This window comes from Streptomyces sp. AM8-1-1 (genome assembly GCF_032229325.1).
Classification (GTDB): Bacteria; Actinomycetota; Actinomycetes; order Streptomycetales; family Streptomycetaceae; genus Streptomyces; species Streptomyces achmelvichensis.
Genome location: NZ_CP135086.1, coordinates 1834023 through 1857734 on the forward strand (window position 1 = coordinate 1834023; position 23712 = coordinate 1857734).

Here is a 23712-nt window from a genome sequence, read left to right on the forward strand (position 1 = left end):
GCCCGGGGGCGCTCCCGCAACCGATCGTGGTCCGGGCCCGCGTCCGGCGCGAGAGCTGAGCACCATGCGGGTGAATGGGCGAGGGAACCCCTGTCCCGCCGGGCATCTAGTTCCCATGGAAGAGAACGCCGATCACCGCGTGCCGGTACTGATCGTCGGCGGGTCCCTGGTGGGCCTGGCCACCTCGATGTTCCTGAGCCGTCATGGCATCGGGCATCTGCTCGTCGAGAAGCACTCGGGCACATCCACACACCCCCGCGGACGAGGAATGAACGTCCGCACGATGGAGCTGTTCCGCGTCTGCGGAGTGGAACAGGACATCCGCGAGGCGGCGGCCGTCCTCGCCGACAACCACGGAATCCTTCAGGGCGGGTCCCTGACGGGCAATGACTCCGCCTGGCTGTTCAAGGAGATCGACCCCGGCGGCCGGCTGGCGCGGATCAGTCCCGCCGGCTGGTGCCTGTGCAGCCAGAACGACATCGAGCCGGTGCTCTCCGAGCATTCGCGACGGCTCGGGGCGCAGATGCTGTACTCGAACGAGATGCTCTCGTTCGAGCAGGACGCAGGCGGTGTCAGCGCGATCGTCAAGGACCGTACGACGGGCGAGCACAGGACCGTGCGCGCCGACTACCTCGTCGCCGCCGACGGGCCGCGCAGTCCCGTCCGGGAACAGCTGGGCATCGGCCAGACCGGCAACGGCGAGTTGTTCCACAACGTCAGCGTCACGTTCAACTCCCGGCAGCTCGCCGACGTCGTCGGCGACCGGCGCTTCATCGTCTGCTACCTGACCAAGCCCGGAGCGGACGGGGCCCTGCTGCCGGTGAACAACGTCGACCGCTGGGTCTTCCACGCACCGTGGCACCCCGAGGACGGTGAGACCCTCGACGACTTCACCGACGAGCGGTGCGCCGACCACATCCGCCGGGCGGTCGGGGCCGAGGACCTGGATGTCGAGATCACCGGCAAGGCGCCGTGGCACGCGGCCGAACGGGTCGCGGAACGCTACTCGGACGGCCGGGTCTTCCTCGCCGGCGACTCCGCCCACGAGATGTCCCCGACCGGCGCGTTCGGCTCCAACACCGGTATCCAGGACGCCCACAACATCGCCTGGAAGCTGGCGGCGGTGCTGAAGGGCTGGGCCGGGCCGGGGCTGCTCGACACCTACGGCATGGAGCGGCTGCCGGTCGCGCGGGTCACCAGCGAGCGCGCCTCGGCCCGCTCGGCGGAGCACAGCCACCCCGGCTATGCACCGTCGCCCACCTCGGGCGGCGGCCGGCAGGGCGGCGTGCTGATGGTGGCCATGGGCTACGGCTACCGCTCGGGCGCCGTCGTCGGGGTCGACCCCTCGCTGGCCGTGGTGCCCGAGCGCATGCAGCTCTCGGGGGACCCCGGCACCCGGGCCCCGCACATCTGGGTCACCGGACAGAACGGCCGTGTGTCGACGGTGGACCTGTACGAGCAGTCGCTCGTGCTGCTGTGCGCCGAGAACTCACCCTGGCGCGAAGGCGCCCGCAAGGCCGCGGCGGGACTGTCCGTACCTCTGGAGGCCTACGCGATCGGCGGCGGGCCCGCCGCCGACCTCGCCCCCGAGGACGGGGAGGACTGGGCCGAGAGGCACGGCACCACCCCCGAGGGCGCGGTGCTCGTGCGTCCCGACGGCTTCGTGGCCTGGCGTTCGCCGGGTGCGGCGGCCGATCCGGAGGCGACGCTGCGCAAGGTGCTCACGGAGGTTCTGAGCCTGGGCTGAGTACTTCCCGGGCAGACAGCAGGTCCGGCACGCGCGACGCATCTGGGCAAAGGCGTCGCGCGTGCGGCCGTTGCGCTCTACGGTGCGCGGATAGCCCACCGTATGCGGGAGGTGTAGAAATAGGACATGGCCGCACGCTACGGCCGCCGGCGCTCGGTTCTCCGGATGAGAACCCTCGCAGGTCAGGTCTTTCTCCTGCAGGTGGCGATCGTGGTGTTGCTCGTCGCCGCAGGCATGGGCGCGCTCGTTCTGCAGTCCCGGTCGGACAGTGAGCGCGAGGCCCGCAACCGTTCGGTGGCGGTGGCCGAGACGTTCGCGCACTCGCCCGGCATCGAGGCGGCGCTGGAGAGCCCGAACCCCACCGCGATCCTGCAGCCGCGCGCCGAGGAGGCGCGAAAACGTTCCGGCGTCGACTTCATCGTCGTCCTCAGCACCCAGGGCATCCGCTACACCCATCCGCTCCCCGACCGGATCGGCAAGCAGTTCGTCGGCAATCTGGCCCCGGCCCGGGCCGGCGAGGTGGTCACCGAGAAGATCACCGGGACCATCGGGCCACTCGTCCAGGCTGTGGTGCCGGTGCGGGGGTCCAACGGGGCGGTCATCGGCATGGTGTCGGCGGGCATCACGATCGACCACGTCAGCGGTGTCGTGGAGGACCAGTTCCCGCTGCTGCTGGGCGCCGCGGGAGTGGTGCTGCTGCTGACGACCGGTGGCACGGCCCTGGTCAGCAGACGGCTGCGACGGCAGACGCACGGCCTCGGGCCCACCGAGATGACCCGGATGTACGAGCACCACGACGCCGTCCTGCACGCCGTACGCGAGGGCGTGCTCATCGTCGACGGCGAGGGGCGGCTGCTGCTCGCCAACGACGAGGCGCGGCGACTGCTGAGTCTTCCGGCGGACGTGGAGGGCCGGCCGGTCGCCGAGCTGGGTCTGGACCCCCGTACCGCGGAGCTGCTGACCTCGGGGCGCATCGCGAGTGACGAGGTCCATCTGGTCGGGGACCGGCTGCTCGCCGTGAACCAGCGCTCGACCGACGCGGACGGCGGACCGCCCGGCAGTGTGGCGACGATCCGCGACACCACCGAGCTCCAGGCCCTCACCGGCCGGGCGGACGTGGCCCAGGCGCGGCTGAAGCTGCTGTACGACGCGGGTACGGAGATCGGCACCACGCTGGACGTGGTGCGCACCTGTGAGGAGCTGGCGGAGTTCGCCGTGGGCCGCTTCGCCGACTACGCCACCGTCGACCTGATGTCGGCCGTGCTGCGCGGCGAGGAGCCGACCCCGAGCGGCGGCGGCGCGGAGATGCATCGCGTGGCCTTCCACGGACTGCGGCAGGACTCGGCGCTCTACCCGCTGGGCACGGCCATCCGCTTTCTGCCGACCACCCCGATGGGCGCGGGGATCGGCAAGGGCGAAGCCGTCCTGGAGCCGGATCTCGCCGCGCTGAGAGGCTGGCAGCAGCAGTCGCCCGTTCGGGCGCAGAAGCTGGTCGACTCCGGATTTCACTCCATGATCGCGGTGCCGCTGCGAGCCCGCGGGGTGATCCTGGGCGTGGCGATGTTCTGGCGCTCCAAGCGGCCGGAGGCCTTCGAGGAGGAGGACCTCTCCCTCGCCGAGGAGCTGGTCGCCCGGGCGGCGGTGAGCGTGGACAACGCCCGCCGGTACACGCGCGAGCACACGATGGCGGTGACGCTCCAGCGCAGTCTGCTCCCCCGCGGGCTGCCGGAGCAGAACGCCCTGGACGTCGCCTTCCGCTACCGCCCCGCCCAGGCGGGCCTCGGCGGGCTCGGCGGAGTGGGCGGCGACTGGTTCGACATCATCCCGTTGCCGGGCGCGCGGGTGGCGCTCGTCGTCGGCGACGTCGTGGGGCACGGGCTGCACGCGGCGGCCACCATGGGCCGGCTCCGGACGGCGGTGCACAACTTCTCCACCCTGGATCTGCCGCCCGACGAGCTGCTGTGGCATCTGGACGAACTGGTCGCCCGGATCGATCAGGAGGAGGTCGCCGACGGCAACGAGGGCGGCGAGTCGGGCGTCACCGGCGCGACCTGCCTCTACGCGATCTACGACCCGTCCACCGGCCGCTGCACGATGGCGCGGGCCGGGCACGTCCAGCCGGTGGTCCTCCACGCGAACGGGACCGCGGACTTCGCGGAGGTCCCCGGAGGTCCGCCCCTCGGTCTCGGCGGGCTGCCCTTCGAGACGCTCGAACTCCAGCTGCCGGAGAACAGCAGCCTGGTGCTCTACACGGACGGTCTCGTCGAGGACCGCGAGCGGGACATCGACGAGAGTCTGGCCCTGCTGCGCCGTACCGTCGCGGGGCATCCGGACCGCAGTCCCGACGAGACGTGCGAGGCGGTGCTCCGGGCCCTGCTCCCCGAGCGTCCGCGGGACGACATCGCGCTGCTCGTGGGCCGTACCCGCGTACTCGACCCGGCGAAGGTGGCGGACTGGGAGGTCCGGCAGGATCCGTCCGCGGTGGGCGAGGTCCGGGGGGCTGTGGCACGCACGCTCGGGGAGTGGGGTCTGGAGGAGGAGGCCTTCACGACGGAGCTGATCCTCAGCGAGCTCGTCACCAATGCCATCCGGTACGCGATCGGGCCGATCCATGTCCGGCTGATCCTGGACCGCAGCCTGATCTGCGAGGTCTCCGACCACAGCAGCACCTCGCCACATCTGCGCCAGGCCGCGACCACCGACGAGGGGGGCCGCGGGCTGTTCCTGGTGGCCCAGTTCGCCGACCGCTGGGGCACCCGGTACACACCGGACGGCAAGGTGATCTGGACGGAGCAGCCGTTGCCGTCCGAGGACCTGTGACGGGTGGTGAGGGCGCCGGGGTGCTGTGGATCGGCGGCCCGCCCGGGGCCGGCAAGACGACCGTGGCCAGGCTGCTCGCCCGTCGGCACGGTCTGCGCTGGTACAACGCCGACGCGCACACCTGGGAGCACCGGGACCGCGCGCTCGCGGCGGGCCACCCGGCGGCGGTGAGGTGGGAGGCACTGTCGCGTGAGGAGCGGTGGTCTGCGCCGGTGGCGGAGATGCTCGCGATGTCACTGCACCGCGAACGCGGGCCCATGATCCTCGATGATCTCCGGGCGCTGCCGCCCGCACCGCTGACCGTCGCCGAGGGCACCCCGGTCACGCCCTCGGTCACCGGCGCCGGCGCCGCCGCGGTGTGGCTTTTGCCCACGCCGGCGGTGCAGGATGCCCGGCTGGCCGAACGCGGTCTGGAGCGGGGCCAGAGGGAGCTCTACAGGTTCCTGGTTCGCGAGATCGCCGAGGAGGTGGAGGCGTACGGGGGTGCGACGGTCGTGGTGGACGGCAGCGACAGCGTCGAGGACACGCTTGCCGAGGTCGGGAAGCACGTCGCGGCGGCGCCGGCCGACGGCCCGGTGGCACGGACGGCGGCCGGGCGCGCTGAGCTGCTGCGGTATGCGAACCGGGCTGTCGTCTCCCAGTACCTGGCCTTCTTCGCCCGGCCGTGGGCACCGGGAGATCCGCGGACGACGGTCCTCGCCTTCGCCTGCGAGTGCGGTGCGGACGGGTGCGAGGAGGATGTACGGCTCACGGTCGCCGCGTTTCCGCGCAGCCCGGTGCACGCGCCGGGACACGGATAGCCGGGGACATGGACAGGGGCCGAGGCGACGGACGCCGGTCGTGCGGCCGGCCCCTGCCCGCCGACCGCCGACCGCCGCAACTGCCCGCATCGCGGCGGCCGGACGAAGCACGTCGGTCAGGGACGGTCCCGCTCCCCCGCGAGCGGCCGGCCGCAGCGCAGATTCCACCGGCCGGCCCGGCCGCTCAGTTCGGTGAGCGTCAGCGGTGCCACGTCGAGCCGCCAGAACACCTCCGTGGGAAGGCCCAGCGCATGGACGGTCACCGCTCGCGCGAACGCGGGCTCCACGACCGCCAGCACCCGCCCCGCGTCGTCGGGCAGGGAGCGCAGCCAATCGCCCGCCCGGGCGCGGAGCGCGGTCAGGGACTCGCCGCCGTGCGGGACGGCCGACGGGTCGGACAGCCAGGCGGCCACCGCCTCGGGTTCGCTCGCGCTCACCTCGTCCAGCCGCCGACCCCGCCAGCGGCCCATGTCCCAGTCGCCGAGCCGGTCCGCCGGTTCGGCCTGAAGCCCCAGCGCCTCGGCCGTCGCGCGGCAGCGCAAAGACGGTCCGCACAACGGCTGTTGGACCCGCGGCAGATCGCCCGCGGCGGCCCGGGCCGCGCGTGCCCCGAGCTCGTCCAGCGGCTCGTCCGCCCCGAAGCGCGCTTCCCGCACCGCGGCCGTCGTCGCAGGTGAGACCAACATCACCCGTACTGTCATCGGTTGCCCGTCCTTCCCGCCGCAGTCCCCACGGCGCAAGCACATCACGGGTGTTCCGGTGTTCTCTCGCGCCCCCACGCGCCGTAGCGGCGCGGGCCCGCAAGCGGTACGGTCGCGTGGACATGACGACGGTGTGACGGAAGTCCGGTGAGAATCCGGCACGGTCGCGCCACTGTGTACCCGTACCTCTGCGGGAAGTCAGACCCAGCACCTTCGTCTCAGGCACCACGATCGGGACGCGTGTTCCCCAAGGAGGTTCTGCCATGGCTCAGTCCGTTGCGCCCGCCACCACCGCGCCGGCCATCACTCCCATCTCGCTGAAGGCGATTGCTCCCTGGGCGGTCTTCTTCGGCATTCTGATGCTGGTCCTGCTGTACTTCGTCGGCGCCGAGCAGGGCGCCACCTCGCTCATCGCCGGTGAGAACGTTCACGAGTGGGTCCACGACGGACGCCACCTGCTCGGCTTCCCCTGCCACTGAGACCCCGGGGGAACGATCATGAACTCCATATCTGTGAGAGCCCTGCTCGTCCGCGGCATGCTCGCCGGACTGGTCGCGGGCGCGGTCGCGATGGCCGTCGCGTACTTCCTGGGTGAGGGTCCGGTCGACTCCGCCATCGCGTTCGAGGAGAGCCACTCCCACGAGCACGGCGGCGAGGAACTGGTCACCAGGGCCATGCAGTCGACCGCGGGGCTCGCCACCGGTGTGCTCGTCTTCGGTGTGGCGGTCGGCGGCATCGCCGCCCTCGCCTACTGTGTCGCGCTCGGCCGCATCGGCCGGTTCGGTCCGCGCGCCACGGCCGCGCTGCTCGCGCTCGGTGCGCTGCTGAGTGTGTACGTCGTGCCGTATCTGAAGTACCCGCCGAACCCGCCGGCCGTCGGGGATCCCGACACGATCGGCCAGCGGACCTCGCTGTACTTCCTGATGGTCCTGCTCAGCGTGCTGCTGTCGGTGGCCGCGGTGATCCTCGGCAAGCGGCTGGCCCCGCGCCTGGGCAACTGGAACGCGACGATCGCCGCGGGCGGTGCGTTCGTGGTCGCCGTCGGTCTCGCCTACGCGTTCCTGCCGTCGTTCAACGAGGTGCCGAAGGGCTTCCCGGCCACGGTGGTCTGGGAGTTCCGGCTGGCGACGCTGGCCATCCAGGCGACGCTGTGGACCGTCTTCGGTCTGGTCTTCGGCTTCCTGGCCGAGCGGCTTCTGACGCCGAGGACGGTGCCGGCGGCGGAGGAGAGAGCCTCGGCCTCCCCTGCCGTGGCAGCGAACTGATTTACCGTCAGCATCCAGGAACCCGCCGGGAGACCGGCGGGTTCCTGTGTTTCGCCCGCCCCGGCCCCTTGCAGAAGGGGGGCCGGGTCGTCGCCTCACGAGCGGGGCGGGCAGCGGCGTCGCCTCCCCCATCGAGGGCTTCGCCCCACGGAGTTCAGCGCGTGAACGTCACGCCGACCTGTTCCGGAGCCTTCCCCGCGGCTCCGCGGCACTGGGCGTCCATGCCCGGCCCGGCGGTCGCCAGCCGGCCGACGACGAGCGTCAGACAGCGGCCGAGCGCCTGCTGACCGTAGTAGTTGGGGTGCAGGAGCTCCTGTGCCTCGTCGGCGGGGAGTTCGGTCTTCGTCCGCGGCACGTAGCGGACCCATTCGGCCTTGGCGGCGGGCGGCGAGACGACGGTGCCGTCCGCGGCGAACGCGGTCTGGAGAGGCTGCTTGCCACAGACCTGGTGGCCGTCGAGCAGCCGGCCGAGGTCGACGTGGTCCGCGCCGGTCCGCACGGCCGCCTTCTTGATCTCCCGGTTGAGGGCGGCGCCCAGACCGGTCGCGATCCAGCGCAGGTCACGGTTGTAGAAGGGACAGCCGTACGCGCTCCAGCGGTCCCAGCCGTTCTCGTCGTGCGCGGCGGTCGTGGCCGCCTTCCCCGAGGCCAGCGGCAGCGGATAGGACTGCACGAGGATGCGCGGGGAGGACCCGGTGTCCTTGACCGCTGCCCGGACCGCCTCGACGGCCCGGGCCACCTTGGCGCCCACGGTGCGCACGCGCTCGACGGCCGGACCGGTGACCGCGGTGTCGGTCGAGCAGTAGCGGTCGTTCTTCCAGGCGTCGGCGCACACCTTCATCGTGTCCGTCAGGCGGACGTCGTTCCCGCCGACCGAGACGACGACCACCGTGACGTTGTTCTCGGTGGCCAGCGTCCTCAGCTGGGCCAGCTGCGACTCCTCCGCGCGGAAGTTCCGCGACAGATGCGTCGTCGCCGCCCCGGAACAGGCGATGTTGAAGCGCTTCGGGGTGCCCGCACCGATGACGGCGGCGTCCGCGCGGTGGCAGCCGGGGCTGTAGATCTTCTCCAGGCCGATGCCCGCGGTCTTCACACGGTCGGTCGCATCGCGCAGGGCCTGCGGGATCCCGCCGAAGTTCTTGAGCCCTTCGGCGTTCCCCTGCCACCGGGCGCCCTCGCCGGAGATGAAGCTGTCGCCCATGGTCACCAGAGCGTCGGGCTTCGCCTCGGCCGCCACGGCGGCCGGGGTGCCCAAGGTGGCCGTGGCGGGCAGCACCGCGAGGGCGCACAGCGTCGCGGCGGCCCGGTACCGGCGTGCGCGCACCGTCCCGGATCCGGCCGTGGCGAGGGCCGGCCCCGTGGCCGGCCCCGTGGTGGCAGGCGCGGATCCGGTCGTGTCAGGGGCGGGGCATGTGGTCATCGGCGAGTCCTTCCGCAGTGGTTCCCCCTCTCACTCAGTGATGTTGGAGTCGGCGCGGGACGGTCAGTCCTGCCGGGGCGGGAAGTCACCCGTACGGAGCGGGACGCTCGGCCGGCCGCAGAGGTCCGATTCGTTCAAGACCCCTGGCGCGCGCCCTGCCTAGATTGACGACATGACTCCACGACTCGACGCGATCGGCATCGTCGCCTCCGACATGGCCGCATCTCTCGCCTTCTACCGCCGCATCGGCCTGGACATCCCGGCCGACGCCGACACCGCCCCGCACGCCGAGGCGACGCTGCCCAACGGGCTGCGTGTGCTGTGGGACACCGAGGAGACCATCCGCTCCTTCGACCCCGAGTGGACCCGCCCCACGGGCGGCGGCGAGCGCATCGGTCTCGCCTTCCGCTGCGACAGCCCGGCCGAGGTGGACGCCGTGTACGCGGACCTCACCGCGGCCGGGTACCAGGGGCACCTCAAGCCCTGGGACGCGTTCTGGGGGCAGCGCTACGCCGTGGTGCTCGACCCCGACGGCTGTGGGATCTCGTTCTTCGCGGACTCCGCGTAAGCACTGAGGGTCGTACCCCCGAGGTCCCGCATCTCCCGGGCGAGGTGCGCCTGGTCGGCGCAGCCCGCGGTGAGTGCGGCGTCGGCGTACGGCACTCCGGCCCGCACCAGCGTCAGCGCGCGCTGGAGCCGCAGCACCCGGGCCAGGGTCTTGGGCCCGTATCCGAAGGCGAGCAGGGAGCGGCGGTGCAGCTGGCGGGCGCCGAGGCCGGCCGCGGAGGCGGCGCCGGCGACGGTGCCGCCCTCGTCGAGACGGCGGACGACCTCGCCCAGCACCGGGTCGGGACGGTCGGCGCCCGCGGCGCGGGCGATCGCCACGGTCTCCAGCTCCCCGGCGGGGTCGGCGGCCGTCAGGATGCGCTCGGTGAGCCTGCGGGCCTCGGCCGCACCCCACAGATCGGCGATGTCGACACGCCGGTCCCGCAGTTCGTGCGCCGGTACGCCGAGGAGCGCGGGCGCGGTGCCAGGGGCGAACCGGACACCCATGGCCGTGATGAGCCGGGTGTCCGCGATCTGGGCGCGGGAGTCGGGACCGGCCACGAGGAGCCGGCCGTCGACCACCATGAGGTCCATGCAGCCGTCGGGCAGTACGGGGTGGGCGGGACCCGGGAGGTCGGCCGGGGTGCGGGTCCACACGGCGGCGCCCTCCAGGCGCGACGGGCGTTCCACGTACATGCCATCGAGGCTAGTGCGTCGCGCAGGCGCCGTCCCGCGTCCGGGGGCAGCGCGGACGAACGGCCTCAGGAACCCGCCGTCACTCCCCCGGCGGGGTCTGCTTGTGGTGCTCCCTGCCGGAGTGCAGCCGGGAACGTACGTCGTCCGGGGGCAGGAAGCGCGACCAGCGCTCCGGGAACTCCGAGGGCATGGGGGCGTCGTCCCCGTCCGCCTCGTCGTCGTCCGGGTCGTCGTACATGTGCGCCGCCTTGGCGCGGGCGAGGATCTCCGCCGCCTGGGCGGCGCGCATGCGCTCGTTGGCGGCGCGGGCCGCCGCGGTCGCGACCGACGGCCAGACACGGTCGATGGCGGCATTGACCGCGGCGCCCACGAGCACCGCGAACGCGGTCAGACCGATCCAGAGCAGGACGGCGATGGGCGCGGCGAGCGAGCCGTAGATCGTCGGGCCCTCGACCGTGCTGGTCAGGTAGATCCGCAGCAGGAAGCTGCCGAGCACCCACATCGCGAGCGCCACCAGGGCGCCGGGGACGTCCTCGATCCACGGGGAGCGCACGGGTACGGACACGTGGTACAGCGTGGTCAGGAAGGCGATGGACAGCAGGATGACCACCGGCCAGTACAGAACCGCCACCACTTCCGTGCCCCACGGCATCAGCTCCACCACCCGGTCGGGGCCGACGACCGCCAGGGGCAGGACCACCGCCCCGATCAGCAGGGCGATGATGTAGAGCAGGAACGCGAGCAGGCGGGTGGCGACGATGCCGCGCTGGCCGTCGAGGCCGTACATCACGGTGATGGTGTCGATGAAGACGTTGACCGCGCGCGACCCCGACCACAGGGCGATCGCGAAACCGATGGAGATGATGTCCGGCCGGCCGCCGTGGGTGACGTCCTCCAGCAGCGGCTTGGCGATCTGGTTGACGCCCCGGTCGGACAGCACGGTGCCCACCGCGGTGAGGATGTTCTCCTCGATGGAGGCGACGGTGGTGGTGTCGGTCCAGTCGTCTATGTAGCCGAGCAGACCGATCAGGCCCAGCATCAGCGGCGGCAGGGACAGCAGCGTGAAGAACGCGGCCTCGGCCGCGAGGCCCAGAATGCGGTACTCGATGCACGAATTGACCGTGTCTTTCAGGAGCAGCCACGCCATCTTCCGCTTCGAGACGTTGCGGTAGAGGACCCGGGCCCGGTGGAGCCGTCCCGGTGGCCGCTCGGGTGTTTCATTTGCTGCCTGCACCTCCTTACCGTATCGGCATGGCAGCTACCACCCACACAGTGACCAACCAGGCTCCGCCCCTGGTGGGGTACGACGTCTACACGTCCGACCGGGCCCTCACCGAAGCCGTGGAGCGGCATGTCGCACCGGGCCTTCTCGACGAGGCACGAGAGGAGCTCTCGGAACTCGGCCGCAGCGCCGGATCCGCCCAGGCGCAGGAGTGGGGGACGCAGGCGAACGAGAACCCGCCGAAGCTGCGGACGCACGACCGGTACGGCAACCGGATCGACGAGGTCGACTTCCATCCGGCCTGGCACCGGCTGCTCGGCCACGGCGTCACCTCGGGTCTGACGAACGCCTGGGGCAGGCCCGCCGGACACGTCCGGCGCGCGGCCGGTTTCCTGGTGTGGACGCAGGCCGAGCCCGGACACGGTTGTCCCCTGTCCATGACGCACGCGGCCGTGCCCGCGCTGCGGACGGACCCGGCGCTGGCCGCCGAGTGGGAGCCGAAGCTGACGTCGCAGATCTACGAGGAGGGTCTGCGGCCCGCGGCCGACAAGCCGGGTGTGCTGTTCGGGATGGGGATGACCGAGAAGCAGGGCGGCAGCGACGTCCGGGCGAACACGACCCGGGCCGAGCCGGTCGGCGGGGACGGCGAGTATCTGCTGACCGGTCACAAGTGGTTCTGCTCCGCCCCGATGTCCGACGGCTTCCTGGTCCTCGCCCAGGCCGCCGAGGGTCTGACATGTTTCCTCGTGCCGCGGATCCTCGAGGACGGCACCCGCAACGTGTTCCGGATCCAGCGGCTCAAGGACAAGCTGGGCAACCGGTCGAACGCGTCGAGCGAGGTGGAGTTCGACGGGACGTGGGCGCGCCGGGTCGGTGACGAGGGGCGCGGGGTGCGCACCATCATCGAGATGGTCGCGGCGACGCGGCTGGACTGTGTGCTGGGCTCCGCCGCACTGATGCGGCAGTCGGTGGCGCAGGCCGTGCACCACTCCGTGTACCGCAGCACCTTCGGCGGTCCGCTGATCGACAAGCCGCTGATGCGCAACGTCCTGGCGGACCTGGCGCTGGAGTCGGAGGCGGCCACGGCGCTCGGGCTGCGGCTGGCCGCCGCGTACGACGCCGACACGGAGGAGGAGCGGGCCTTCCTGCGCCTCGCCGTGCCCGCCGCCAAGTACTGGGTGACCAAGCGGTGCACGCCGACGGTCGCCGAGTCTCTGGAGTGCCTGGGCGGCAACGGCTATGTCGAGGAGTCGGGGATGCCCCGGCTGCTGCGCGAGTCGCCGCTCAACTCGATCTGGGAGGGCTCGGGCAATGTCCAGGCGCTGGACCTTCTGCGCGCGCTCCAGAGGGAGCCGCAGGCTCTGAACGCCTTCCTCCAGGAGGTGGGCCGGGCGCGCGGGGCCGACCACCGGCTGGACGCGGCGATCAAGGACCTGCTGACGGAGCTGGCGGACCTGGACGGCATCGAGGCGCGGGGCCGCCGGCTGGCGGAGCGGATCGCGCTGGTGCTCCAGGGTTCGCTGCTGGTGCGGTGGGCCCCGCCGGAGGTGTCGGACGCGTTCTGCGCCTCACGGCTGGGCGGTGACTGGGGTACGGCCTTCGGCACCCTGCCGCACACGCTGGATCTGGCGTCGGTCGTCGAACGGGCGCGGGCCGAGGTCTGAGCCGGCGCGCCGATACGACCCGGGGCGGTGCCGCGCCGAATCGGCACCGCCCCGGGGGCCGTGCACCCTCGTATTCGCGCAGGCATGTGCGGGGCCACGGCAGCCGGCGCGTGCCCCCGGGCCCGCGCCCGCCTTCCGACCCCCCTTGCGCCCCACCGCCCCCCTCATGGTTCCCTGGCGCTCATGAGCATCACCGTGACCACCTGGCACCTGGAGCAGACCTCCCCCTCCGATCTGCGGCCCGCGGCCGCCCCCGGGGACGACGTGCGCATCGTGCGCGCCGAGGTGCCGTCGCCCGAGTTCAGCCGTTTTCTGTACACGGCCGTCGGCGGCGACATCCGGTGGACCGACCGGCTCACGATGACGTACGCGCAGTGGGAGGAGGTGCTCGGCAGGCCGGGTACCGAGACCTGGGTGGCGTACGACCGGGGCACGCCGGCCGGCTACGCGGAGCTGGAGGCCCAGGACGGCGGCTCGGTGGAGATCGTCTACTTCGGACTCGTCCCGGCGTTCCGGGGGCGCGGCATCGGCGGGCATCTGCTGTCGTACGCGACGGCGAGGGCCTGGGACCTGGCGGAACGGCGGCCGGGCATCGCGCCGACGAAGCGCGTCTGGCTGCACACCTGCTCCAAGGACGGTCCGCACGCCATGGACAACTACCTGCGGCGCGGCTTCTCCCTCTTCGACACCACGGTGGAGGAGGAGCAGGAGTCGGTCACGCCCGGCCCCTGGCCCGGCGCCCACGGCTGAGTGACCGGCAGCACTCGTCTCACAGTACGGGACATCCCTGTCCACATCGTGGATAATGGTGGACTGCCGTCGGATCCGCGTGACACGCTTCCGTCATGTCTCGAGCTGGAATTGCCTTGGTGAGTCGGCGGCACGTCGACCTCGGCCGCATGTCCAGCGCCATCTGTCCGGTCTGCTGACAGACCAGCACAGCCGAGCATTCCCCACCGAGCAACCGCCCTGCGCACCGACGCGCCTCCGCGCGAGTGTGCAGCTCAGAGCCGCCCTCCTGCAGTCTCGAAGGACGTACAGCCATGGCCTCCACCCCCGAAAAGCCCACTCCCGCCGCGTCGCGTCGCAAGACCGGACGTCACCGCGGCGAGGGCCAGTGGGCTGCAGGGCACATGACGCCGCTCAACGCCAACGAGCAGACCAAGAAGGACGACGACGGTCTCAATGTGCGGACACGCATTGAGACGATCTACGCCCACCGCGGCTTCGACTCCATCGACGGCGCCGACCTGCGCGGACGCATGCGCTGGTGGGGTCTCTACACCCAGCGCAAGCCCGGCATCGACGGCGGCAAGACCGCGATCCTGGAGCCGGAGGAGCTGGACGACAAGTACTTCATGCTGCGCGTCCGGATCGACGGAGGACGGCTGACCACCGAGCAGCTGCGGGTGATCGGCGAGATCTCCGAGGAGTTCGCACGCGGCACCGCCGATCTCACCGACCGGCAGAACGTGCAGTACCACTGGATCCGTATCGAGGACATGCCGGAGATCTGGCGCCGCCTCGAAGGGGTCGGCCTGTCGACGACCGAGGCCTGCGGTGACACCCCCCGCGTGATCCTCGGCTCGCCCGTCGCCGGTATCGCCGAGGACGAGATCATCGACGGCACGCCCGCCATCGAGGAGATCCACCGCCGGATCATCGGCAACAAGGCCTTCTCGAACCTCCCCCGCAAGTTCAAGTCCGCGGTCTCCGGCTCTCCGCTGCTGGACGTCGCGCACGAGATCAACGACATCGCCTTCGTCGGGGTGAACCACCCCGAGCACGGCCCCGGTTTCGACCTGTGGGTCGGCGGCGGACTCTCCACCAACCCCAAGATCGGCGTCCGGCTGGGCGCCTGGGTGCCGCTGGACGAGGTGGCCGACGTCCACGAGGGCGTCATCTCGATCTTCCGGGACTACGGCTACCGCCGGCTGCGCACCCGCGCCCGGCTGAAGTTCCTGGTCGCCGACTGGGGGCCGGAGAAGTTCCGTCAGGTGCTGGAGGACGAGTACCTGCAGCGCAAGCTCGTCGACGGCCCCGCGCCCGAGCAGCCCGTACAGCAGTGGCGCGACCACGTCGGTGTGCACCGGCAGCAGGACGGCCGGTTCTACGTCGGGTTCGCCCCGCGCGTCGGACGCATCGACGGCGCCACCCTCACCAAGATCGCGGACGTCGCCGCGGAGCACGGCTCCGGCCGGCTGCGGACCACCGTCGAGCAGAAGATGATCGTGCTCGACATCGAGGAGGACCGGATCGAGTCGCTCGTGTCCGGCCTGGAGGCGCTCGATCTGCGGGTGAACCCCTCGCCCTTCCGGCGCGGCACCATGGCCTGCACCGGCATCGAGTTCTGCAAGCTGGCGATCGTCGAGACGAAGGCGCGCGGCGCCTCGCTGATCGACGAACTCGAGCGGCGCATGCCCGAGTTCGACCAGCCGGTCACCATCAACATCAACGGCTGCCCCAACGCCTGCGCCCGGATCCAGGTCGCGGACATCGGCCTCAAGGGCCAGTTGGTCCTGGACGACGAGGGCAACCAGGTGGAGGGCTTCCAGGTGCACCTCGGCGGCGCCCTCGGCCTGGAGCCCGGCTTCGGCCGCAAGGTCCGCGGACTGAAGGTCACCTCCGCCGAACTGCCCGACTACGTCGAGCGGGTCCTCAAGCGCTTCGAGGCGGAGCGCGAGGACGACGAGCGCTTCGCCACCTGGGCGGCGCGCGCCAGCGAGGAGGCCCTCTCATGAGCGAGCGCGCCGCCCCGTTCTACTGCCCCTACTGCGGCGACGAGGACCTGCGTCCGAACGAGCAGGGCCACGGCGCCTGGGAATGCGCGGCATGCAACCGGGCCTTCCAGTTGAAGTTCCTCGGGCTGCTGACCCGTGGACTTCAGCGCAACGACGGTGGAGGGGACGAGATATGACGCTGACTCAGACACATCTCAAAGAGCTCGCCGAGCAGGCCGGGCGGGAGCTCGAGGACGCGCCGGCCCTGGACATCCTGAGGTGGGCGACCGAGACCTTCGGGGCGCGCTTCTGCGTCACCTCCTCGATGGAGGACGCGGTCGTCGCCCATCTCGCCTCCCGCGCCCTGCCGGGCGTGGACGTCGTCTTCCTCGACACGGGCTACCACTTCGAGGAGACCATCGGCACGCGGGACGCCGTCGAGGCCGTGATGGACGTCAACGTCATCACACTCACGCCCCGTCAGTCGGTGGCCGAGCAGGACGCCGAGTACGGCCCGAAGCTGCACGACCGCAACCCCGACCTGTGCTGCGCGCTGCGCAAGGTCAGGCCGCTGGAAGAAGGCCTGACCGGGTACGACGCCTGGGCGACCGGGCTGCGCCGCGACGAGTCCCCGACCCGGGCGAACACCCCGGTCGTCGGCTGGGACGAGAAGCGGCAGAAGGTCAAGGTCTCCCCGATCGCCCGCTGGACACAGGACGACGTGGACGCCTACGTCGCCGAGCACGGCGTGCTCACCAACCCGCTGCTGACGGACGGTTACGCCTCCGTCGGCTGCGCGCCCTGCACCCGCCGGGTGCTGGAGGGCGAGGACGCACGGGCCGGCCGCTGGGCAGGGCGCGGCAAGACCGAGTGCGGGCTGCACGGCTGATGGACGACGACGAGAAGCAGCGGGAGAAGCACGTGACTGGGGCCACTGTCTGGCTCACCGGTCTGCCGAGTGCCGGCAAGACCACGATCGCCTACGAACTCGCCGCACGGCTGCGCGCCGACGGGCACCGCACCGAGGTGCTCGACGGCGACGAGATCCGCGAGTTCCTCTCGGCGGGACTGGGCTTCAGCCGCGAGGACCGCCACACCAACGTCCAGCGGATCGGCTTCGTCGCCGAACTGCTGGCGTCCAACGGCGTCACGGCTCTCGTCCCGGTGATCGCGCCGTACGCGGACAGCCGTGAGGCGGTGCGCAAGCGGCACGCGGCGGAGGGCACCGCTTATGTCGAGGTGCATGTCGCCACCCCGGTGGACGTCTGCTCCGAGCGCGATGTGAAGGGTCTCTACGCCAAGCAGGCGGCGGGCGAGATCAGCGGGCTCACCGGCGTCGACGACCCGTACGAGGAGCCGGCGAGCCCGGATCTGCGGATCGAGTCGCAGAACCAGACCGTTCAGCAGTCCGCGGCGGCGCTGCACGCGCTGCTCATCGAGAAGGGCCTGGCATGACGACGAGCGTCAACCATCCGACCGGGGACGTCGACAGCCCGTACGCGCTGTCGCACCTGGACGCCCTGGAGTCGGAGGCCGTCCACATCTTCCGTGAGGTGGCGGGTGAGTTCGAGCGGCCGGTGATCCTCTTCTCCGGCGGCAAGGACTCCATCGTCATGCTGCACCTCGCGCTCAAGGCCTTCGCGCCGGCCCCGGTCCCCTTCACGCTGCTGCACGTCGACACCGGGCACAACTTCCCCGAGGTCATCGAGTACCGCGACCGCACGGTCGAGCGGCACGGTCTGCGTCTGCACGTCGCGTCCGTGCAGGAGTACATCGACGCCGGCACCCTGCGCGAGCGGCCCGACGGCACCCGCAACCCGTTGCAGACCGTCCCGTTGACCGAGGCGATCCAGCAGCACCGTTTCGACGCGGTCTTCGGCGGCGGGCGGCGCGACGAGGAGAAGGCGCGCGCCAAGGAGCGGGTCTTCTCGCTGCGCGACGAGTTCTCGCAGTGGGACCCGCGCCGGCAGCGCCCCGAGCTGTGGCAGCTGTACAACGGCCGGCACGCTCCGGGCGAGCACGTCCGGGTCTTCCCGCTCTCCAACTGGACCGAGCTGGACGTCTGGCAGTACATCCAGCGCGAGAAGATCGAACTGCCGGGGATCTACTTCGCCCATGAGCGCGAGGTGTTCGCCCGCAGCGGTATGTGGCTGACCGCCGGCGACTGGGGCGGCCCCAAGGAGTCCGAGTCGGTGGAGACCCGGCTCATCCGCTACCGCACGGTGGGCGACATGTCCTGCACCGGCGCCGTCGACTCCGACGCCACCACGCTCGATGCCGTGATCGCCGAGATCGCCGCCTCCCGGCTCACCGAGCGGGGCGCGACCCGTGCCGACGACAAGATGTCCGAGGCCGCGATGGAAGACCGCAAGCGCGAAGGGTACTTCTAGCCATGACGACCACCACCGGGCAGCTCGCCGGGATCTCGGCCACCACCCTGCTGCGTTTCGCCACCGCCGGCTCCGTCGACGACGGCAAGTCCACGCTGGTCGGACGGCTGCTGCACGACTCCAAGTCGGTTCTCACCGACCAGTTGGAGGCCGTGGAACACGCCTCCCGCTCGCGCGGCCAGGAGACGCCGGACCTGGCGCTGCTCACCGACGGCCTGCGGGCCGAGCGGGAGCAGGGCATCACCATCGACGTGGCGTACCGCTACTTCGCCACCGCGCGCAGGCGGTTCATCCTCGCCGACACCCCGGGCCATGTGCAGTACACCCGCAACATGGTGACCGGCGCGTCGACCGCCGAGCTCGCGGTGGTACTGGTCGACGCGCGCAACGGAGTGGTCGAGCAGACCCGCCGGCACGCCGCCGTCGCCGCTCTGCTGCGCGTTCCGCACGTCGTCCTCGCGGTGAACAAGATGGACCTCGTCGACTACGCCGAGCCCGTCTTCGCCGCCATCGCCGAGGAGTTCACCGCGTACGCGGCCTCCCTCGGCGTGCCCGAGATCACCGCGATCCCGATCTCGGCGCTCGCCGGTGACAATGTGGTCGACCCGTCCGCGAACATGGACTGGTACGGCGGCCCGACCGTGCTGGAGCACCTGGAGACGGTGCCGGTCAGCCATGATCTGACGAGCTGCCACGCGCGGCTGCCGGTGCAGTACGTGATCCGTCCGCAGACCGCCGAGCACCCGGACTACCGAGGCTACGCGGGCCAGATCGCCGCCGGCACCTTCCGGGTGGGCGAGCAGGTGACCGTGCTCCCCGCGGGTCGCACCTCGAAGATCGCGGCGATCGATCTGCTCGGCAACGCGGTGGACGTCGCCTGGACGCCTCAGTCGGTGACCCTCCTGCTGGAGGACGACATCGACATCTCGCGCGGCGACCTCATCGTGCCGAGCGACGACGCCCCGGCCACCACCCAGGACATCGAGGCGACGGTCTGCCATGTGGCGGACCAGCCGCTGACGGTGGGCCGGCGCGTGCTGCTGAAGCACACGACCCGCACGGTCAAGGCGATCGTCAAGGAGATCCCCTCGCGGCTCACCCTCGACGACCTCTCCCAGCACCCGAACCCGGGGCAGCTGGTCGCCAACGACATCGGGCTGGTGAAGGTGCGGACCGCCGAACCGCTCGCGCTCGACTCGTACGCGCACTCCCGGCGTACCGGATCCTTCCTGCTGATCGACCCCGCCGACGGCACCACGCTGGCCGCGGGTATGGCGGGCGATTCCTTCGCCACCACCGCCGAGGCCGTGCAGGCGGCCGACGACGACGCCGAATGGGACTTCTGATGACCGACGTCTTCTCCACCTTCGCGAAGGAGGGCGGCCGCGTGGGCAGCGGCACCCTCGGCGCGGGATCCGGGGGTGTCGTGCGATGTGCGCGCTGACCCGAATGCACCACCGAACACTGCACCACAGACGAAGACACAGACCAGTCGACCTCCCGGCCACGCTCCGTAGGACGTGACCGCCGGGCCTCCGAGAGGAACACCTCCCGTGCCTGCCACCCGTACCACCCTGCGCCGCGGTATCGCCGCCGCCGCCGCACTGCCGTTGCTGATCGGCGCACTCGCCTCCTGCGGATACGGCTCCGAGGCCGACAAGGACGACAAGGTCGCTCCCGCCGCGAACGGCAAGAAGCTCTCCGCCGACAGCGTGAAGCTCGGCTACTTCCCCAACCTGACCCATGCCACCGCCCTCGTGGGCGAGCAGGAGGGCCTCCTCCAGAAGGAACTGGGCGGGACGCAGATCAAGTCCACGACGTTCAACGCCGGTCCGTCCGAGATCGAGGCGCTGAACGCGGGCGCGATCGACATCGGTTTCATCGGCCCCTCCCCCTCGATCAACGCCTACACCAAGTCCAAGGGCAAGAACCTCCGGATCGTCGGCGGGTCCGCGTCCGGCGGTGTGAAGCTGGTGGTCAACCCCAAGAAGATCAAGACCCTGGACGACCTCAAGGGCAAGAAGATCGCCACTCCCCAGCTGGGCAACACGCAGGACGTGGCCTTCCTCAACTGGATCAAGGAGAAGGGCTGGAAGGTCGACGCCCAGAGCGGCAAGGGCGACGTCTCCGTGGTCCGTTCGGACAACAAGATCACCCCGGACGCCTACAAGTCCGGCTCCGTGGACGGCGCGTGGGTGCCGGAGCCGACCGCGTCCAAGCTGGTCAGCCAGGGCGCCAAGGTCCTGCTCGACGAGTCCGCCCTGTGGCCCGACAAGAAGTTCGTCATCACGAACATCATCGTGTCGCAGAAGTTCCTCAAGGAGCACCCGGACGTCGTCGAGGCGCTGCTGCGCGGCACGGTGAAGACGAACGCCTGGATCAACGCCAACCCGGACAAGGCGAAGGCCTCCGCCAACGCCAAGCTGAAGGCGCTCACCGGCAAGGATCTGCCCGCCGACATCATCGACCCGGCGTGGAAGTCCGTGCAGTTCATCGACGACCCGCTGGCAGCGACGCTGCAGGCACAGGCGGACCACGCGGTGAAGGCGGGGCTGCTGGAGAAGCCGGACCTGAACGGCATCTACGACCTGACGACGCTGAACAAGGTCCTGAAGGCCGAGGGCAAGCCCGAGGTCGCCGACGCCGGTCTCGGCGTCAAGTAACCACGTAAGCCCACGTTCCCAGGAGGTGACGACCATGGCCAGCACCCTCACCAAGGACCAGGCCGAGGAGCGCACGACGGCCGGGCACGCCGCCCGTCTCGAGCATGTCTCCAAGTCCTTCGCAGGACCTGCCGGACAGCAGCTCGTCCTGGACGACATCACTCTCGATGTCGCGCCGGGAGAGTTCGTCACGCTCCTGGGGGCATCGGGCTGCGGCAAGTCCACGCTGCTCAATCTGGTCGCCGGGCTGGACGCGCCGAGCGCCGGGGCCATCGAGACCCCCGGCGGGCGGCCGGCCCTGATGTTCCAGGAGCACGCGCTGTTCCCGTGGCTGACCGCGGGGAAGAACATCGAACTCGCGCTGCGGCTGCGCGGTGTCGCCAAGGCCGAGCGGCGCACGGAGGCCGAACGGCTGCTGGAGCTCGTCCGGCTCAGCGGCGCGTACGGCAAGCGGGTGCACGAGCTGTCGGGCGGTATGCGCCAGCGTGTCGCCCTGGCCCGTGCGCTGGCGCAGGACAGCCAACTGCTGCTGATGGACGAGCCGTTCGCGGCGCTGGACGCGATCACCCGGGACGTGCTGCACGACGAGCTGACCCGGATCTGGCGCGAGACGAACGTGTCCGTGCTGTTCGTCACCCACAACGTCCGCGAGGCCGTCCGGCTGGCCGAGCGTGTGGTGCTGCTGTCCTCCCGTCCGGGGCGCATCGCCCGCGAGTGGACGGTGGGCATCCCGCAGCCGCGCCGGATCGAGGACGCCGCCGTGGCGGAGCTGTCGATCGAGATCACTGAACAACTGCGTGGGGAGATCCGCCGACATGGCCAGCACTGAGACCACCGCGAAGGTCACCAAGTCCGACGACCTCGCCGGGCTCGAGGCCGGCCTGGACGCACTGGACGCGGTGCAGTCGCACCGCACCCCGGTGCGAGAGGTGCTCCTCAAGAAGGTGCTGCCGCCGCTCACCGCCGTCGCGCTGGTGATCGTGGTCTGGCAGGTGCTGGTGTGGGCGAAGGTCACCGACGAGGGCAGTCTGCCCGCGCCGGGCGCCGTCTGGACCAGCGTCTCCGACCTGTGGCTCCAGGGCAGCCTGCTGGAGATCGTGTGGACGAGCATCTCGCGCGGTCTGCTCGGCTTCCTCCTGGCGCTCGCCATCGGCACACCGCTGGGTCTGCTGGTCGCCCGGGTGAAGTTCGTCCGGGCGGCGATCGGCCCGATCCTGTCGGGTCTCCAGTCGCTGCCGTCGGTGGCCTGGGTGCCGCCGGCCGTGATCTGGCTCGGGCTGAACAACCAGATGATGTACGCGGTGATCCTGCTGGGAGCCGTCCCCTCGATCGCCAACGGTCTCGTCTCCGGCGTCGACCAGGTGCCTCCGCTGTTCCTGCGGGCGGGCCGGACGATGGGAGCGACGGGCCTGCGCGGCACCTGGCACATCGTCATGCCGGCCGCGCTGCCGGGCTATGTGGCCGGCCTCAAGCAGGGCTGGGCCTTCTCCTGGCGCTCGCTGATGGCCGCGGAGATCATCGCCTCGTCGCCCGATCTGGGCCTCGGGCTCGGCCAGTTGCTGGAGAACGGCCGCAACAACTCCGACATGCCCGGGGTGTTCCTGGCGATCCTTCTGATCCTGATCGTCGGCATCGCCATCGACCTGCTGATCTTCAGTCCGCTGGAGCGCGCGGTGCTGCGGGGCCGCGGTCTCCTCGTCAAGAGCTGAGTGACGTCATGTCCCGACCCGTACTCCTCGTCGTCGCCCACGGCAGCCGCGATCCGCGGCATGCCGCGACCGTCCATGCGCTGGTGAACCGGGTACGGGCCCGGCGGCCGGGGCTGCGGGTCGAGACGGGCTTCCTGGACTTCAACGCACCGTCGGTGCCGCGGGTCCTGGAGCGGCTGGCGGCGGAGGGTACGGAGGAGGTCGTGGCACTTCCGCTGCTGCTGACCCGCGCCTTCCACGCCAAGTCCGACATCCCCGCCGTGCTGCGGGAGGCGTCGGGGAGGCTGCCGCGGCTGCGGGTGCACCAGGCGGAGGTGCTGGGCCCCTCGCCGCTGCTGCTGGCCGCGGTGGAACGGCGGCTGCGGGAGGCCGGGCTCGGCCCGGCCGACAAGCGCTCGACCGGGCTGGTTCTGGCCTCGGCGGGCTCCACGGACCCGGAGGCGATCGCAGTGATCGCAGAAGTAGCGCGGGAGCTGCGGGACACCGGTTGGTGCGCCGTGCGGCCTGCGTTCGCCTCCGCATCACTGCCCCGCACCGAGGACGCGGTGCGTTCCCTGCGGGCCGACGGCTGCGCGCGCGTCGCGGTGGCCCCGTACGTCATCGCGCCGGGCCGGCTGCCGGACCGGATCGCGGAGGGGGCCGCCGGGGCGGATGTCCTGGCGGATGTGCTGGGCCCGTCACCCGAGCTGGTCAGCCTGCTGCTGGAGCGCTACGACGAGGCGCGGGTCGGGCACCGGATCGCGGCCACCGCCTGACGGCGGAGCGTCTGGGTCGTACGGCCCCAGGTGCTGGAGGGCCGAGCGATCAGCACGCTCAGGCGCCGAATCCGGTCTCATGAGCCCACAGATGGGCGCAGTTGGAGCACTGGAGCTGGAGTGTGCTGCCCCGGCTGGAGAGCAGATAGCGCCAGTGGGTGCTGCACGAGCGGCCGGCCAGGCAGACGGCGCAGTCCCGGTGGTCGGCGCACCCCGGGCACCGCACCCAGGCCCGTCGTCCGGCGTCGGCCGTGGGATCAAGCGGCAGCACGGCCCTCGCCCTCCCCTCCCGGAAGGACGCCGGCCGCGACCAGCCGGTCGTAGGTCTCCTGCTGCTCGGCGTCGAGGTTCGAGTAGAGCAGTCGGTACGCCTCCTGCTCGCCCGCCAGCACGGCCACCGGGTCCCAGTCGTCCCCGAGTGCGCGGAGCACCGCGGCGCGCCGCCGGACCTCGTCACGGGTCAGGTCCATCTCGAACTCGTGGAGATCCGGAGTCTGGTCGTGGATCATGCCTTGCTTCTCCCGCCGGGTCGCTGACCGAACCCCCTGTGTCTATCAAGGGCATCCGAACCGAGGAAGCGTCAGCTCAAAGGGG

At 71.2% G+C, this 23712-nt stretch carries 25 protein-coding genes; 19 read left to right on the plus strand and 6 right to left on the minus strand.

Annotation, left to right across the window (positions count from 1 at the left end):
- Positions 1 to 115 precede the first annotated feature (115 nt).
- From RPQ07_RS08350 to RPQ07_RS08360, 3 genes are all read left to right on the plus strand, one after another.
- Positions 116 to 1747 (plus strand): FAD-dependent monooxygenase, encoded by a 1632-nt coding sequence (locus RPQ07_RS08350; RefSeq protein ID WP_313943433.1) that lies wholly within the window; start codon positions 116 to 118, stop codon positions 1745 to 1747.
- Positions 1748 to 1873: 126 nt separating this feature from the next.
- On the plus strand, positions 1874 to 4567 hold the full coding sequence (locus RPQ07_RS08355) for a SpoIIE family protein phosphatase (RefSeq protein ID WP_313943434.1): 2694 nt from the start codon (positions 1874 to 1876) through the stop codon (positions 4565 to 4567).
- Entirely contained in the window at positions 4564 to 5367 is an 804-nt protein-coding gene (locus tag RPQ07_RS08360; RefSeq protein WP_313943435.1) for a hypothetical protein, read from the plus strand. Before RPQ07_RS08355 ends, RPQ07_RS08360 begins: the two co-directional genes overlap by 4 nt.
- 116 nt (positions 5368 to 5483) lie before the next feature.
- Here the strand turns inward: RPQ07_RS08360 and RPQ07_RS08365 are convergent, their stop codons facing one another.
- Complete coding sequence (locus RPQ07_RS08365) at positions 5484 to 6068, minus strand: histidine phosphatase family protein (RefSeq protein WP_313943436.1); 585 nt, start codon at positions 6066 to 6068, stop codon at positions 5484 to 5486.
- 263 nt (positions 6069 to 6331) lie between these two features.
- On the opposite strand from RPQ07_RS08365, the gene RPQ07_RS08370 reads away from it, so the two are divergent.
- Together RPQ07_RS08370 and RPQ07_RS08375 are read left to right on the plus strand one after the other, a co-directional pair.
- Positions 6332 to 6547 (plus strand): CbtB domain-containing protein, encoded by a 216-nt coding sequence (locus tag RPQ07_RS08370; RefSeq protein WP_313943437.1) that lies wholly within the window; start codon positions 6332 to 6334, stop codon positions 6545 to 6547.
- Between the two features lie 18 nt (positions 6548 to 6565).
- The gene (locus tag RPQ07_RS08375; RefSeq protein WP_313943438.1) at positions 6566 to 7333 is read left to right on the plus strand and encodes a CbtA family protein; all 768 of its coding nucleotides are present in this window, start codon (positions 6566 to 6568) and stop codon (positions 7331 to 7333) included.
- A 154-nt stretch (positions 7334 to 7487) separates the two neighbouring features.
- Here RPQ07_RS08375 and RPQ07_RS08380 read toward each other — a convergent pair whose 3' ends face one another.
- Entirely contained in the window at positions 7488 to 8753 is a 1266-nt protein-coding gene (locus tag RPQ07_RS08380; RefSeq protein ID WP_313943439.1) for a GDSL-type esterase/lipase family protein, read from the minus strand.
- Positions 8754 to 8925: 172 nt separating this feature from the next.
- Here RPQ07_RS08380 and RPQ07_RS08385 point away from each other — a divergent pair, with 172 nt between their 5' ends.
- Positions 8926 to 9321 (plus strand): VOC family protein, encoded by a 396-nt coding sequence (locus RPQ07_RS08385; RefSeq protein WP_313943440.1) that lies wholly within the window; start codon positions 8926 to 8928, stop codon positions 9319 to 9321.
- Here RPQ07_RS08385 and RPQ07_RS08390 read toward each other — a convergent pair.
- Both RPQ07_RS08390 and RPQ07_RS08395 read right to left on the minus strand, forming a co-directional pair.
- Positions 9261 to 9995 carry a DUF6597 domain-containing transcriptional factor gene (locus RPQ07_RS08390; protein WP_313943441.1) on the minus strand — a complete coding sequence of 245 codons (735 nt, stop codon included), beginning with the start codon at positions 9993 to 9995 and terminating at the stop codon, positions 9261 to 9263. The genes RPQ07_RS08385 and RPQ07_RS08390 overlap by 61 nt on opposite strands.
- Positions 9996 to 10074: 79 nt before the next feature.
- Positions 10075 to 11229, minus strand: a complete 1155-nt coding sequence (locus RPQ07_RS08395) for a YihY/virulence factor BrkB family protein (protein WP_313943442.1) — start codon at positions 11227 to 11229, stop codon at positions 10075 to 10077.
- Between the two features lie 17 nt (positions 11230 to 11246).
- Between RPQ07_RS08395 and RPQ07_RS08400 the strand changes: the two genes are divergently transcribed.
- The 13 genes from RPQ07_RS08400 (at position 11247) to RPQ07_RS08455 (ending at position 23118) form a co-directional block, all read left to right on the plus strand.
- Positions 11247 to 12881: an acyl-CoA dehydrogenase family protein gene (locus tag RPQ07_RS08400; RefSeq protein ID WP_313943444.1), complete on the plus strand. Its 1635-nt coding sequence runs from the start codon at positions 11247 to 11249 to the stop codon at positions 12879 to 12881.
- 183 nt (positions 12882 to 13064) lie between these two features.
- Entirely contained in the window at positions 13065 to 13631 is a 567-nt protein-coding gene (locus RPQ07_RS08405; protein WP_313943445.1) for a GNAT family N-acetyltransferase, read from the plus strand.
- Between the two features lie 95 nt (positions 13632 to 13726).
- Positions 13727 to 13810, plus strand: coding sequence for a putative leader peptide (locus RPQ07_RS37775; protein WP_351448512.1), 84 nt, complete (start codon positions 13727 to 13729; stop codon positions 13808 to 13810).
- 114 nt (positions 13811 to 13924) lie between these two features.
- A complete protein-coding gene (locus RPQ07_RS08410; RefSeq protein ID WP_313943446.1) occupies positions 13925 to 15622 on the plus strand; it encodes a nitrite/sulfite reductase in 1698 nt (565 codons plus the stop codon).
- On the plus strand, positions 15619 to 15798 hold the full coding sequence (locus RPQ07_RS08415; protein WP_313943447.1) for a hypothetical protein: 180 nt from the start codon (positions 15619 to 15621) through the stop codon (positions 15796 to 15798). Before RPQ07_RS08410 ends, RPQ07_RS08415 begins: the two co-directional genes overlap by 4 nt.
- Complete coding sequence (locus RPQ07_RS08420) at positions 15795 to 16490, plus strand: phosphoadenylyl-sulfate reductase (protein WP_313943448.1); 696 nt, start codon at positions 15795 to 15797, stop codon at positions 16488 to 16490. Before RPQ07_RS08415 ends, RPQ07_RS08420 begins: the two co-directional genes overlap by 4 nt.
- 32 nt (positions 16491 to 16522) lie before the next feature.
- Positions 16523 to 17056 (plus strand): adenylyl-sulfate kinase, encoded by a 534-nt coding sequence (gene cysC / locus RPQ07_RS08425; protein ID WP_391837403.1) that lies wholly within the window; start codon positions 16523 to 16525, stop codon positions 17054 to 17056.
- The gene (gene cysD / locus RPQ07_RS08430; protein ID WP_313943450.1) at positions 17053 to 17991 is read left to right on the plus strand and encodes a sulfate adenylyltransferase subunit CysD; all 939 of its coding nucleotides are present in this window, start codon (positions 17053 to 17055) and stop codon (positions 17989 to 17991) included. Before cysC ends, cysD begins: the two co-directional genes overlap by 4 nt.
- 2 nt (positions 17992 to 17993) lie before the next feature.
- Positions 17994 to 19337, plus strand: a complete 1344-nt coding sequence (locus RPQ07_RS08435) for a sulfate adenylyltransferase subunit 1 (RefSeq protein ID WP_313943451.1) — start codon at positions 17994 to 17996, stop codon at positions 19335 to 19337.
- Positions 19338 to 19544: 207 nt separating this feature from the next.
- Positions 19545 to 20654, plus strand: a complete 1110-nt coding sequence (locus RPQ07_RS08440; protein WP_313943452.1) for an aliphatic sulfonate ABC transporter substrate-binding protein — start codon at positions 19545 to 19547, stop codon at positions 20652 to 20654.
- Between the two features lie 34 nt (positions 20655 to 20688).
- Positions 20689 to 21483 (plus strand): ABC transporter ATP-binding protein, encoded by a 795-nt coding sequence (locus RPQ07_RS08445; RefSeq protein WP_313943454.1) that lies wholly within the window; start codon positions 20689 to 20691, stop codon positions 21481 to 21483.
- Complete coding sequence (locus RPQ07_RS08450; RefSeq protein ID WP_313943455.1) at positions 21470 to 22363, plus strand: ABC transporter permease; 894 nt, start codon at positions 21470 to 21472, stop codon at positions 22361 to 22363. Before RPQ07_RS08445 ends, RPQ07_RS08450 begins: the two co-directional genes overlap by 14 nt.
- Positions 22364 to 22371: 8 nt before the next feature.
- The gene (locus RPQ07_RS08455) at positions 22372 to 23118 is read left to right on the plus strand and encodes a sirohydrochlorin chelatase (protein WP_313943456.1); all 747 of its coding nucleotides are present in this window, start codon (positions 22372 to 22374) and stop codon (positions 23116 to 23118) included.
- A gap of 58 nt (positions 23119 to 23176) precedes the next feature.
- On the opposite strand, the gene RPQ07_RS08460 is transcribed toward RPQ07_RS08455, so the two are convergent.
- A complete protein-coding gene (locus RPQ07_RS08460; RefSeq protein ID WP_313943457.1) occupies positions 23177 to 23389 on the minus strand; it encodes a hypothetical protein in 213 nt (70 codons plus the stop codon).
- Positions 23376 to 23627: a DUF6400 family protein gene (locus RPQ07_RS08465; protein ID WP_313943458.1), complete on the minus strand. Its 252-nt coding sequence runs from the start codon at positions 23625 to 23627 to the stop codon at positions 23376 to 23378. Before RPQ07_RS08465 ends, RPQ07_RS08460 begins: the two co-directional genes overlap by 14 nt.
- Positions 23628 to 23712: the final 85 nt, after the last annotated feature.

What these genes read in the sequence shown, in the direction of transcription:
- RPQ07_RS08375 (WP_313943438.1), top strand. Translation starts at nt 6,566, where the DNA reads ATGAACTCCATATCTGTGAGAGCCCTGCTCGTCCGCGGCATGCTCGCC.
- RPQ07_RS08415 (WP_313943447.1), top strand. Translation starts at nt 15,619, where the DNA reads ATGAGCGAGCGCGCCGCCCCGTTCTACTGCCCCTACTGCGGCGACGAG.
- RPQ07_RS08445 (WP_313943454.1), top strand. Translation starts at nt 20,689, where the DNA reads ATGGCCAGCACCCTCACCAAGGACCAGGCCGAGGAGCGCACGACGGCC.
- cysD (WP_313943450.1), top strand. Translation starts at nt 17,053, where the DNA reads ATGACGACGAGCGTCAACCATCCGACCGGGGACGTCGACAGCCCGTAC.
- RPQ07_RS08420 (WP_313943448.1), top strand. Translation starts at nt 15,795, where the DNA reads ATGACGCTGACTCAGACACATCTCAAAGAGCTCGCCGAGCAGGCCGGG.
- RPQ07_RS08355 (WP_313943434.1), top strand. Translation starts at nt 1,874, where the DNA reads ATGGCCGCACGCTACGGCCGCCGGCGCTCGGTTCTCCGGATGAGAACC.
- RPQ07_RS37775 (WP_351448512.1), top strand. Translation starts at nt 13,727, where the DNA reads ATGTCTCGAGCTGGAATTGCCTTGGTGAGTCGGCGGCACGTCGACCTC.
- RPQ07_RS08370 (WP_313943437.1), top strand. Translation starts at nt 6,332, where the DNA reads ATGGCTCAGTCCGTTGCGCCCGCCACCACCGCGCCGGCCATCACTCCC.
- RPQ07_RS08385 (WP_313943440.1), top strand. Translation starts at nt 8,926, where the DNA reads ATGACTCCACGACTCGACGCGATCGGCATCGTCGCCTCCGACATGGCC.
- RPQ07_RS08400 (WP_313943444.1), top strand. Translation starts at nt 11,247, where the DNA reads ATGGCAGCTACCACCCACACAGTGACCAACCAGGCTCCGCCCCTGGTG.
- RPQ07_RS08365 (WP_313943436.1), bottom strand. Translation starts at nt 6,068, where the DNA reads ATGACAGTACGGGTGATGTTGGTCTCACCTGCGACGACGGCCGCGGTG.
- RPQ07_RS08390 (WP_313943441.1), bottom strand. Translation starts at nt 9,995, where the DNA reads ATGTACGTGGAACGCCCGTCGCGCCTGGAGGGCGCCGCCGTGTGGACC.
- RPQ07_RS08350 (WP_313943433.1), top strand. Translation starts at nt 116, where the DNA reads ATGGAAGAGAACGCCGATCACCGCGTGCCGGTACTGATCGTCGGCGGG.
- RPQ07_RS08410 (WP_313943446.1), top strand. Translation starts at nt 13,925, where the DNA reads ATGGCCTCCACCCCCGAAAAGCCCACTCCCGCCGCGTCGCGTCGCAAG.
- RPQ07_RS08435 (WP_313943451.1), top strand. Translation starts at nt 17,994, where the DNA reads ATGACGACCACCACCGGGCAGCTCGCCGGGATCTCGGCCACCACCCTG.
- RPQ07_RS08405 (WP_313943445.1), top strand. Translation starts at nt 13,065, where the DNA reads ATGAGCATCACCGTGACCACCTGGCACCTGGAGCAGACCTCCCCCTCC.
- RPQ07_RS08380 (WP_313943439.1), bottom strand. Translation starts at nt 8,753, where the DNA reads ATGACCACATGCCCCGCCCCTGACACGACCGGATCCGCGCCTGCCACC.
- RPQ07_RS08450 (WP_313943455.1), top strand. Translation starts at nt 21,470, where the DNA reads ATGGCCAGCACTGAGACCACCGCGAAGGTCACCAAGTCCGACGACCTC.
- RPQ07_RS08465 (WP_313943458.1), bottom strand. Translation starts at nt 23,627, where the DNA reads ATGATCCACGACCAGACTCCGGATCTCCACGAGTTCGAGATGGACCTG.
- RPQ07_RS08455 (WP_313943456.1), top strand. Translation starts at nt 22,372, where the DNA reads ATGTCCCGACCCGTACTCCTCGTCGTCGCCCACGGCAGCCGCGATCCG.